Raw genomic sequence first — 10088 nt, forward strand, 5'->3', positions numbered from 1 at the left:
ATCCCGAAACACGGCGGCAGCATCCGCCAGGCACAGCCGCTGACCAGCACGTAGATGATCGCGGCGAACAGCGTCTCATCAGGCGTGTCCGGTGTACCGCCTCCCTGCGGCCGCACCCGCGACGGCGGGATCAGCGGCTCCGCGATCTCCCACAACCCGTCCGGAACAATCCAACTCCACGTACCCCGCCCCATGCGAAGCTCAACGACGCCCCACCACATAGGACACGGTCTTAGTGGACCAGAGAGTGTTTTTGATCGGTTGGTCAGTTGATCGGATGTATCTGTCTGGTTGCTGATCACTGCTGCGATGTGGGACCGGATCGAGCCGCTGATGCCGGGCCTGCTCGCCCGCTGCGCCACCGCAAGCACGACCGGACGGCCCGCCGCCTGGCCCGGCTCGGGCGCCATGCCGCCGACGCGGCGCCCTACCTGCGCCGGATCGCCCTGCCGCGCGATGACCCGAGGGAGATGCCGCAGGTGCGCGTCGCGGCCGGGGCACGCTCGGGGTCTCCGCCGAATAACCGCTGGCTGCCGCCCCGGTGATCTGTTCTGCTTCTGTTTCTGCCGATGCCGTTCACGCAGCAGGGCTGGGGAGTGGGAGAGTGGGAGTGGGCGAGAAGTGACCATGCACGAAGACCAAGTGGACGTGACCACCGACATGGTTGCCGTCTTGATTCAGGAGCAGTTCCCCCAGTGGAGCGGCCGGAGGATCCGGTTCCTGCAGTCGACGGGTACGGACAACGCCATCTTCCGCATCGGGAACGACCTCGCGGCGCGGTTCCCCCTGCGCCCGGCCGACGCCGCCGACGCGCTCGCGGTCCTGCGGCGGGAAGCCCGGGCCGGTGCCGAACTGGCGCGGGTGTCCCCGTTCCCCGTTCCGGAACCCGTTGCCCTGGGAGATCCTGGAGCCGGATATCCCATGCCCTGGTCGGTCCAGACGTGGCTGACGGGAACGGTGGCCTCGGACGCCGACCCCGGCGGCTCGGACGCCTTCGCCGAGGACCTCGCGACCTTCATCGCCGCCCTCCGGCAAGCCGACACCCGGGGGCGGCAGTTCGGCGGGGCGGGCCGGGGCGGGGTCCTGACCCACCACGACGACTGGATGGCCAAGTGCTTCGAGGAGAGCGAGGAGCTGCTCGACGTGGACCGGCTCCGCCGCATGTGGAGCCGTCTGCGGGACTTGCCGCGCACGGGCGCCGACGTGATGAACCACGGTGACCTGATCCCCGGCAACATCCTGGTCACGGGCGACCGCCTCGGCGGAGTGCTCGACACCGGCGGGTTCGCCCCGGCCGACCCCGCACTGGACCTGGTCGGCGCCTGGCACCTGCTGCAGCGGGGGCCGAGGAAGGTGCTCAGGGAGGCACTGGGCTGCGACGACCTCGAATGGGAGCGCGGGAAGGCATGGGCGTTCCAACAGGCCATGGGCCTCGTCTGGTACTACGTCGACAGCAATCCGGCCATGAGCAGGATGGGACGCCGGACGCTCGACCGCCTTCTGGAGTCGACGGAGTGACGCCGACCCGGCGGCCGTCGGCGGGCCGGCGCGAGGGTGTCAGGCGGTGAGCCGGTTTTGCACGCCCGGCGTGGGACCGGGAGTGAGGCGGGTGAAGTGCTCGGTCCGGATGATCCGGTCACGGTCGGCTTCGGCCAGGCGGGCGAGGATCCCGGGCAGGGCCCGTTCGCGTGCCACCTCGCCACGGTGCGCCAGGATCGCGGCCCACTTCACGTCGGCCCACGGGGTGACGTCGACGCTCGTGGTCACGTACGCGTCCGGCACCGCGAGGACGGCTTTGCCGACGCCCGCCAGCAACGGGCCGAGGAGGCCCACGCCGGATTCGGGGTGCGTGGCGGCGTACAGCGCGGACGGCTGCCACGGTGGGCCCGCGTCGGGATGGAGGTGGGCGAGGGCGGCCGCTTCGACGGCGAGCAGGGTGATCTGGTGCGTCCGCACGTGGTCCGGGTGGCCCGTCAGCTGCCCGAGCGCGTCATGGCCGACGACCACGTCGGGCCTGAAGCTGCGGATATGGGCGACCAGCCGCCCGACGGCCTCGTCGAGAGGCGCGTCCAGGAGCCGGGGCCGCGCGGGAGCCGCCTCCGGGTTGCGGGCGTCGCCATAGCCCAGCAAACGGGGGGCACCGGCGCCGAGAACAGAGAGCGCGTCGGCGAGCTCGGGCGCCCGACGGCTGTCCGGCGCCCAGGTGGCGGTGACGACGGCGGTACGGGCACCGCCGGCGTGATGCCGGGCGAGGACGCCTCCGGCGAGCAGCGACTCATCGTCCGGGTGCGCGAAGACGCCGAGCAGGCTTGGCAAGGGCACGGGTGCCGTTCCTTCCTGTGGTGTTCGGTGTTCGGTGTTCGGTGTTCGGTGCGGGCGGTGGATGTTCATGGTGCCGGGTGGTGGACCTGGCGTGTTCCCCGTCGCCTGGAGGTCGAGGTCTCAGAGCACCGCGAGGGAGACGGGCCTTTGGGCTGGGACACGACACCGTATTCGAGGCCGGCAGCCGTCGAGGTCATCACCTGGGGGTGATCTCGTAGAAACCCACCTCCCCCGGACCGGTGTTCAATGCCCTGGTGAGTGACTACTGGACGCCCGCCCCTCACGTACTCCCTTGGGGATCGCCGGCGACTACGGGCACGACCTGGCGGAGCAGCTGCTGCGCACCCCACATCGGCAAGCGAGCCGGCAGCAGCGGATGGGCCGTCAGCCGTCCGTGACGATGTCGGTGAGATCGAGAGCGGGGCAGCCGAGCATGACCGTCAGTATGCGCTGCTGATGCGTCGTCAGGGTGTTGACGAAGATCACTGCGTCGGCTGCGGCCTGGTCGCACGCGCGGGCCACCTCGCGGACCTTTCCGGAGCTCAAGAGGGTCCGGGAGGAGAAGGGCAGGGACATCTTCCGTACTCCACCGTGCGAGACGCCCCGTCGCTGCACGATCCGTGCGACGACCCGGGTGCCACGCGCCGCGAGTTCCGCGGCCGCCGACGACATGAGCGTCTCGAAGTCCTTCTGCTTCGCGGAGAACAGACCCACCAGGACCACGTCGGCACCCACGGCCGTGAGCCGGCACTCCTGACGCGGGCGGGACGGCTGCGACGGCACGCGGGGGGCCGGGCGCCGGTCGCGCCTTCGAGGCTGATGCATGCGCCGCAGGCTAACGGCCTTGGGAGCGATATCGGTTTCCGGGGCTGCCTGGTGGTCTGGTTCCCGCGCGATCAGGACGCCGCTGTCTTGATCGGCGCGTCCTGGTCAGGGAGTGGGTCGCAGCGGCGGTGCCTGCCGCGTCATCCCCGGCGGCTGGAGGAGCGGGGAGGGCTCGGGGCCGGGGTCATCGCTGTCGACGACTCCGGCGGCCGTGTGGTCGAAGTCGGCGGGCCAGCGGGTGTGTTCGCTGGCCAGGGCGCCGGTCAAGCGTGCTTCGACAAGGCTGGCGGTGCTCAGGTCGGTGCCGCGCAGGTCGGCCAGGCGGAGGTCGGCGCGGTGGAAGACCGCGCCGTGGGCGTCGGCCTTGCGCAGGTTTGCCTCGCGCAGGTCGGTCTCGGTGAAGTCGGCGTCACGCAAGTCGGTTTCGACCAGCTTCGCGGCCCGTAGGTCGGCCAGAACGCAGCGAGCCCGGCGGAGGATCGCAGTCGTGAGGTCGGCATGCCGCAGGTTGACCGAGACCAGGGACGCCTGGGTCAGATTGGCGTGGTACAGGCCGGCCGCCTCCATGCAGGCACGGTCGAAGTTGACCTCGGGGAACCACAGTCCGTCGCAGTCGGCCCGGCGCAAGTCGGTGATGCTGAGATTGACCCAGGACTGCTCCCGGTGCTGGCACAGCACGCCGAGCGCGGTCAGCGCCACCTGGGCGTCGGCGGCGCGGGTTTCCAAGGGGGCGATGTCGTTGATGGGCACGTCTGCCGCCGGTGATTCCGGCCCGGCGGGTGGCCAGGGCAGATGTGTCCGCAGATACGCGGCCTGGATGGAGATGATGGCCTCCCGGTCGCGGGCGGACTGCTCCGCGATCCGCCACAGCGCGTGCAATCCGCCGATGCGCACGTCCAGCTTGTCGCTGCCGAGCTGGTCGACGGCGCGGCTGAACCGGTCGGTGACGTAGCCCTCCTGGGTGGCGCGCAAACCGTCCTGGCTCACTCGCAGTTGTCGCCAGGTGGCGTACGCGCCGAAGAGAACGACCAGGCCGCCGACCACCTGGAGAAGCGTCGTACGGACATCGTTCACCGCCTTCAGCCGATCCTGCGCGGCGACGCTCGCCCCGGCGAGATCGTGGTCGACCACCACCCCCGGCAGTACGACGAACACCGTACCCAGAATGACCAGCCCCGCCCCGGCCAGCAGCCCTGCGGCTACGCGACGCATGAGCAGCCCGTCGTGCCACGCCCGCCGCCCGCGGTCCGGTTCCCCCATCTCCATGGGCATGGGAGCCTAGGCGCCCCTCAGAGGGCGATCAAGGGTGCTGTGCAACCGCCTCGTGGCGTGTGAACGGCCTTGCGAGTTGGAGGAGTTGTGAGGCTAACCTGGACCCGTGCGGGCAGTGGACCGCTCCACCGTCTCCGGAACGATCCGTGAGCTGCAGGGGCGGCGCCGCCGAAACGCGGTGGCGGCCGTCCGGTCCCGTGGCGCAGGATTCGGTCCCGTGGAGACGGTGGTGCAGTGGGTCCGCACGTCATGGACCAAGGAGTCCCGTGGCGGGCGGGGAGCCGCACGCAGGAACGCCGCCCCGACGGCCTTCGTGCTGCCGCCCGGCCCGCCACCCTTCACGCACGAGGTCCGGATGCACGAGGCCGAGGCCTTCCAGCCCCGGTCCGTGGTGCACGACGGCATGCCCGACTCCGGCACGGACGCTGGCGTGCTCCTGCGGGAAGTCGACGGAGTGCTGCTGGTGCAGCTGGTCGCGACACCCTTCGGCATGCCGCGCCGATGGCGGCGGCCCCCGGCCGTCCGCCTCGCCCGCGGCGAGTGGCTCCGCTGGCAGATCAACTACCGCTTCGCCCGTCTGTGCGGCGGCGAATGGACCTACCGCCTCGACACGCTCAACATCGTTCACGGTCCGGCACGGCCCGACCTGTTCCTCGGCGCTCCCACCCGCCACGTCGACGAACGCGCCGGCCTGCGCTGACCCACGGCTCCCACGGTGGGGCGTGGGCGTATGCTCCGCGCATGCAGCCGCCCGATGGAACCGATCCGTTGACCGCGGCCTTCCCCGCCGAGCCGGCGGGCGATGCCGAAGCGGTAGTGGCGATCATGCCGGCCCCTCGCCTCCTGCCGGGGGTGCCGTTCTCGGTCGTCGTGGAGGGCCGGCAGGTCGTGATCCCCGGGCGCCTCCACGGCGACGAGCCGCCACCTGACGCGGTGGCTTCGCTCTCGTCGCGCCAACGGCAGCTTCTGCCTGAGGGAATGCGCCCCGCCGGCCGTGCGGCAAGTCCGTGCGTTGTCAGACGTGGATCGTAGATTTCCCGCATGGGAACCTACCTGTGCAGTGTGGACGCCGACGACTGGTCGGACGACGAGATCCTCGGGCCGGTCGCGCTGCTATTGGGCAGCGAGTTGGGCAGGCGCGGCCTCGCGCTCGGCGCGCCGCCGCCACCGGCCGATTTCGTTCCGCAGTCCGGGACGTCCTTCGAGGAGAAGCTCTACCGGCCGATGCGGAGCTTCGAGGCCCTGTGCCGTGCCCAGCCCGACGGGGAGGAGTGCTGCGAGGCGCTGCTCGGCTGGGATCTGCTCATACCGGTCGACTTCGAAGGCGCTCTGACCCTCCCCGTGCCGTCGGCCTACAGCGACACCACGACCGTCCACAGCGCACACCGCACGCTCGCGGCGGCGCAGCGTCTCGCCGCCCGGCTCGCCCTGCCACCGCAGCTGCCCCGGCACTGCGACAACCTCGACCTCGGCAACTGGTTCGACGACGCGGCCGTCGCCCAGGCCGCGGCGGCACACCCCGGGGCGTGGGCCGACGACCTGGATGCCGCGTTCTACACGGCGCTCTATCTCCGTGCTGCCGAGCACGCGCTCCGATGGCAGTGCCCCATGAGCTACGTCTGACAGGTCTGCGCGGGGAACAGGCGCAGGCGCTCGGCCCGTTGGCGGTGCGGCCGGACGGCGGCGAGCCGCGCCGCCTCCTGGGCGCCCCGGGCCTGCCGAGGGGACCGTATGCGCAGAATGGGGGTGCTCCGGCTCAGGCTCTGGCTCCGGCTCCTGCTGCGGCCGGCCCCATTGCCGTCGCCCGCCGAGAGGGACTGCCGTGAACCGCCTCCCCCCTGACCCGACCGTGCTGCACCCGTTCCCCGGACAGCCGCGCGTGGTCCTGCTGAAGCCGCTGGTGACCTCGCCCCTGATCGAGGTCGGGGAGTACTCCTACTACGACGATCCGGACGATGCGACCGCGTTCGAGACCCGCAACGTGCTCTACCACTACGGGCCGGAGAAGCTCCGCATCGGCAAGTTCTGCGCGCTCGGCACCGGGGTGCGGTTCATCATGAACGGGGCCAACCACCGGATGGACGGCCCCTCCACCTTCCCCTTCCCCGTCATGGGCGGAGCCTGGGCCGAACACTTCGATCTGATCACCGGCCTCCCCGGCCGGGGTGACACCGTCGTCGGCAACGACGTCTGGATCGGCTACCACGCCATGGTCATGCCGGGAGTGCGCATCGGGCACGGCGCGGTGATCGCCTCCGGCGCCGTGGTCGTGGACGACGTGCCCGACTACGGCATCGTCGGCGGCAACCCGGCCAGGCTCCTGCGCACCCGCTACACCGACGACGAGATCGCCCGTCTATGCGCCCTCGCCTGGTGGGACTGGCCCACCGAACACCTCACCGCGCACCTGCGGGTGGTCATGTCCGGCACCGTCGGCGAACTCGAAGACGTCGTACCCCGGGCCTGAGCCCGGGGTACGGCGCGGGGCGCGGGCCGGGCGGCGGCGGGCCGTGTAGAGGCGGTAGGAGAGGGGGCTGTCGGGGTCCGACGAGTCGATGGCCGTGACGGTGTCCAGGGTGAGGCCGTACTGGACCAGGAGGTCCTCCCACAGGGTCGGCGTGAGCACCCACATGGCCACGGGGTGCTCCTCGGTGGTGCCGGGCAGCCGCAGGATCTCGGGCCGCGGGGCGACCTCGCTGGAGGGTCCCGTACCCGCGGAGTTGGTGTGCAGGGCGGAGAAGATCAGGCGCCCGTGCGGTTCGAGGGCGTCTGCCAGCGCCGGCAGGGCGCGGTCGGGGTCCAGGTAGGGCAGGGAGCAGACGGAGTAGACCAGGTCGTACGGGCCCGCCTCGCGCAGGTGGGCCACGGCGTCGGCGCACACCAGGCGCAGACCGGGGGTGTTCGGGTAGCGCGTGACGGCCCGCCGGTGCTGGGTGGGGGAGGCGTCCACGGCGGTGACGTCGGCGCCCAGGGCGGCCAGCTTCGCGGCGTGCCGGCCCAGTCCGCTGCCGAGGTCGAGGACGCGCAGCCCCGCCACCTCGCCCAGCACGCCGATACCAGGGCCGGTCTGTGGGACGCCCCAGTCCCACGCGTCCAGCTCGGGCGGTTCCACACCTCTGGCCAGTTGGTGGGTGCCGTAGGTGTTCCAGACTGCGAGGGTGTCCTGCTCGGTGGTCACGCGAGTCCTCCATCGGGGATGCGGGCGGGGGAGTCCGGCGAGCGAGCCGGCCGGCGGTCCTGGGAGAGCGCGAGGAGTTCGGCGAAGGTTCCGCCGCCGTGGACGAGGTCGTCGTAGCGGCCCTGCTCGGTGATGCGCCCGTGCTCCAGTACGACGATGTGGTCGGCGACCTTCGTGTTCTCCAGGCGGTGGGTGACCATGATGGTGATGCGGTCGGCGGCGATGGCCTTGATCTCCTCGAAGATCCGGTGCTCACCGCGCGGGTCCATCTGGGACGTCGGCTCGTCCAGGATCAGCAGCCCGGGCTGCCGGTAGAGGGCCCGGGCGCACGCCTCGCGCTGCCACTGCCCGCCGGAGAAGTCCACCCCGCCCCAGACGTCGCGGGCCTGCAGGGTGTCCAGGCCGTTCGGGAGCTCCTCGACGGCCTCGCGCAGGCCGACCGCGTCGACGGCCTCCCATACGGCGCCGTCGTCGTGGGTGCGGGGCTGCCCGAGCGTGATGTTCTCGCGGACCCGCAGCGGCCACCGTGCGAAGTCCTGCGGCACCAGCCCGGTGCGGCGCCAGACGGTGTCCGGGTCGGTGTCGGCCAGGTCGGACCCGTTCCAGGTGACCGTGCCCTTGTCGGCGAGGTAGATCCCGGTGATCAGCCGGGTCAGGGTCGACTTGCCCGAGCCGTTCGCGCCGACGATCGCGAGGATCCGCCCGCGCTCCAGGGTGAGGGAGACGCCGTCCACGGCGGGCCTGTCCTTGCCGGGGTAGCGGTAGACGACCTCGTCGAGCCGGATCCGCTCGACCGGGCCGCTGATCCTGCCCGGCCCCCGCCGGGGTGCACGGGCGGCGGCTTCGTCGAGGAAGGACTGCATGTCGCTCAGGTACAGGCTGGTGTGGAAGACGGCGGCGCCGTTGACGACGACCTGGGAGAGCGCGGCGAGCGCCGTCTGCACGGCGATGACGGCGGTGGCGGCGATGGCGGGCTCGATCCGGCCCGTCACCGCGAGCCAGGCGAGGGCACCCCACGTCGCCAGGAGGAAGACCCCACCGGCCAGTGAGGACAGCAGCGCGATCCGCAGGGTCCGCGGCGCCGCGGCCAGGCTCCGCCGGTCGCACCGCTCGGACAGGGCCCGGTACCAGTGGACGAGGTAGTCCGTCATGGAGTTGGCGCGGACCTCGTCGCTGTACTTGGACGTCGTGGCCCACCAGCGCATCATCGCCCGCACGTTCCGGTCGGAGACGTTGGCGTAGTGGATCTCGTAGTCGACCCGCGCGGTCAGCACGGCCCCGACCCCGGCCGGCAGCACGGCGAGCAGCAGCAGGGGCAGCATCGCCGCGTTCAGCAGCGACAGCACGCCCCCGGCGGTGACCAGGCGGACCAGGGAGGACATGAACCGCTGGGCGTCGGTCACCATCACGTGCGTGCGCACCACCCCCATCTCGGCCGCCTCCTGCCGGTCGGAGAACCCGTCCCCGGCGTAGGCGGCGGCCTCGACCCGGCAGACCGCCTCCACCAGCGCGCTGTCCGTCCGCGAAGTCAGCAGCGGGGTCAGCCTGCGCTCCGCGTACGTGGCCACGGCCGCCGAAACCCGGTTCGACGCCGCGGCGACCGCGGCGACCAGCAGTGCGGGCAGGGCCCCGTGCAGCCGCTCGGCCGCACTCCCGGCGCCGAGCACGGGCCCCATCGCCCGGGCGGTCGCGGCCAGCAGGACCGCGGCCGAGGCCCCGGTGACGACCTGGCACCCGAACAGGAGCCGCACGGCCCGCGGGTCGGTCCGCCAGCACAGCCGCCCGATCCGCGCCAGGACGGCCGGGAGCGACGCGCACAGCGCCCGGAAGGACACCTCGGCGAGGGGGTTGACGGAGTACTGCCCGCTGTAGGTGATCTCCGCGGGCGGCGGAGGAGGCGGCGCTTGGGTGGGTGTGCTGTGTGTACCGGACGTGGTCATTCGGCCCCCTGGATCGCCGTTCGGACGCTGTCGTGAGCTCAACGACGGCCCCAGGTTTTTCGAACACACGTCTTTCGGTCGGCCCGGAAACCCCGTGATCCGGCGCGCGGGCGACGGTGGCGGATACACCGACCCGCCTCCCGCAACGGGAGTGCCACAACCGGGTGTTGGCCGAATCGCCGAGGCCGGCAATGGCCGGGCGTCCGTCGGTGAAGGCGCCTCCGGCTCACGTCACCGGGAGCCCCCGAAGTCCGGGAGGGTGATCGAGCCGTCCTCGTTGAAGGGGAAGCCGGGGTTGTGCGCGATCTCCCAGGGGTGGCCGTCGGGGTCGGTGAAGGTGCCGGAGAGGAAGCCGACCGCGTTCACGGACGCCGGCTTCGTGATCCTCCCGCCCGCCCGCTCCGCCGCCGCGAGCAGGGCGTCGACCTCGGCGTCGGAGCGGACGTTGTGCGACAGGGCGATGCCGCCGAAGCCGGCCGCCGGCTGTGGGGCGTGGGGGAGGCCGCACTCCTGCGCGAGCCTGCCGCGGTCCCACAGGACCAGTCCCAGAC

11 protein-coding genes are annotated in these 10088 nt (G+C 71.9%); 4 read left to right on the plus strand and 7 right to left on the minus strand.

Features of this window, described 5'->3' with window-relative positions:
* Positions 1 to 410: transposase (locus ACFVXK_RS33560; protein WP_389619444.1), on the minus strand; the 410-nt coding region annotated here is incomplete at its 3' end.
* Between the two features lie 217 nt (positions 411 to 627).
* Here ACFVXK_RS33560 and ACFVXK_RS33565 point away from each other — a divergent pair.
* On the plus strand, positions 628 to 1518 hold the full coding sequence (locus tag ACFVXK_RS33565; protein WP_389619447.1) for an aminoglycoside phosphotransferase family protein: 891 nt from the start codon (positions 628 to 630) through the stop codon (positions 1516 to 1518).
* Positions 1519 to 1557: 39 nt separating this feature from the next.
* Here the strand turns inward: ACFVXK_RS33565 and ACFVXK_RS33570 are convergent, their stop codons facing one another.
* The 3 genes from ACFVXK_RS33570 to ACFVXK_RS33580 form a co-directional block, all read right to left on the minus strand.
* Positions 1558 to 2322, minus strand: a complete 765-nt coding sequence (locus tag ACFVXK_RS33570; protein ID WP_389619450.1) for a PIG-L deacetylase family protein — start codon at positions 2320 to 2322, stop codon at positions 1558 to 1560.
* A 384-nt stretch (positions 2323 to 2706) separates the two neighbouring features.
* Positions 2707 to 3147 carry a hypothetical protein gene (locus ACFVXK_RS33575; RefSeq protein ID WP_389619453.1) on the minus strand — a complete coding sequence of 147 codons (441 nt, stop codon included), beginning with the start codon at positions 3145 to 3147 and terminating at the stop codon, positions 2707 to 2709.
* A gap of 105 nt (positions 3148 to 3252) precedes the next feature.
* Positions 3253 to 4359 (minus strand): pentapeptide repeat-containing protein, encoded by a 1107-nt coding sequence (locus tag ACFVXK_RS33580; RefSeq protein WP_389619474.1) that lies wholly within the window; start codon positions 4357 to 4359, stop codon positions 3253 to 3255.
* A 277-nt stretch (positions 4360 to 4636) separates the two neighbouring features.
* On the opposite strand from ACFVXK_RS33580, the gene ACFVXK_RS33585 reads away from it, so the two are divergent.
* From ACFVXK_RS33585 to ACFVXK_RS33595, 3 genes are all read left to right on the plus strand, one after another.
* Positions 4637 to 5119, plus strand: coding sequence for a hypothetical protein (locus ACFVXK_RS33585; protein ID WP_389619456.1), 483 nt, complete (start codon positions 4637 to 4639; stop codon positions 5117 to 5119).
* Positions 5120 to 5460: 341 nt separating this feature from the next.
* Positions 5461 to 6042 (plus strand): hypothetical protein, encoded by a 582-nt coding sequence (locus ACFVXK_RS33590; protein WP_389619459.1) that lies wholly within the window; start codon positions 5461 to 5463, stop codon positions 6040 to 6042.
* 199 nt (positions 6043 to 6241) lie between these two features.
* Complete coding sequence (locus tag ACFVXK_RS33595) at positions 6242 to 6886, plus strand: CatB-related O-acetyltransferase (RefSeq protein WP_389619462.1); 645 nt, start codon at positions 6242 to 6244, stop codon at positions 6884 to 6886.
* Here the strand turns inward: ACFVXK_RS33595 and ACFVXK_RS33600 are convergent.
* From ACFVXK_RS33600 to ACFVXK_RS33610, 3 genes are all read right to left on the minus strand, one after another.
* Positions 6776 to 7597 carry a class I SAM-dependent methyltransferase gene (locus ACFVXK_RS33600; protein ID WP_389619465.1) on the minus strand — a complete coding sequence of 274 codons (822 nt, stop codon included), beginning with the start codon at positions 7595 to 7597 and terminating at the stop codon, positions 6776 to 6778. The genes ACFVXK_RS33595 and ACFVXK_RS33600 overlap by 111 nt on opposite strands.
* Positions 7594 to 9537 carry an ATP-binding cassette domain-containing protein gene (locus tag ACFVXK_RS33605; protein WP_389619468.1) on the minus strand — a complete coding sequence of 648 codons (1944 nt, stop codon included), beginning with the start codon at positions 9535 to 9537 and terminating at the stop codon, positions 7594 to 7596. The genes ACFVXK_RS33600 and ACFVXK_RS33605 overlap by 4 nt, the downstream gene beginning before the upstream one ends.
* A 231-nt stretch (positions 9538 to 9768) precedes the next feature.
* A partial coding sequence (locus ACFVXK_RS33610) for a VOC family protein (RefSeq protein WP_389619471.1) occupies positions 9769 to 10088 on the minus strand: 320 nt, incomplete at its 5' end.

The organism is Streptomyces sp. NPDC058157, from assembly GCF_042884105.1.
Taxonomy (GTDB): domain Bacteria; phylum Actinomycetota; class Actinomycetes; order Streptomycetales; family Streptomycetaceae; genus Streptomyces.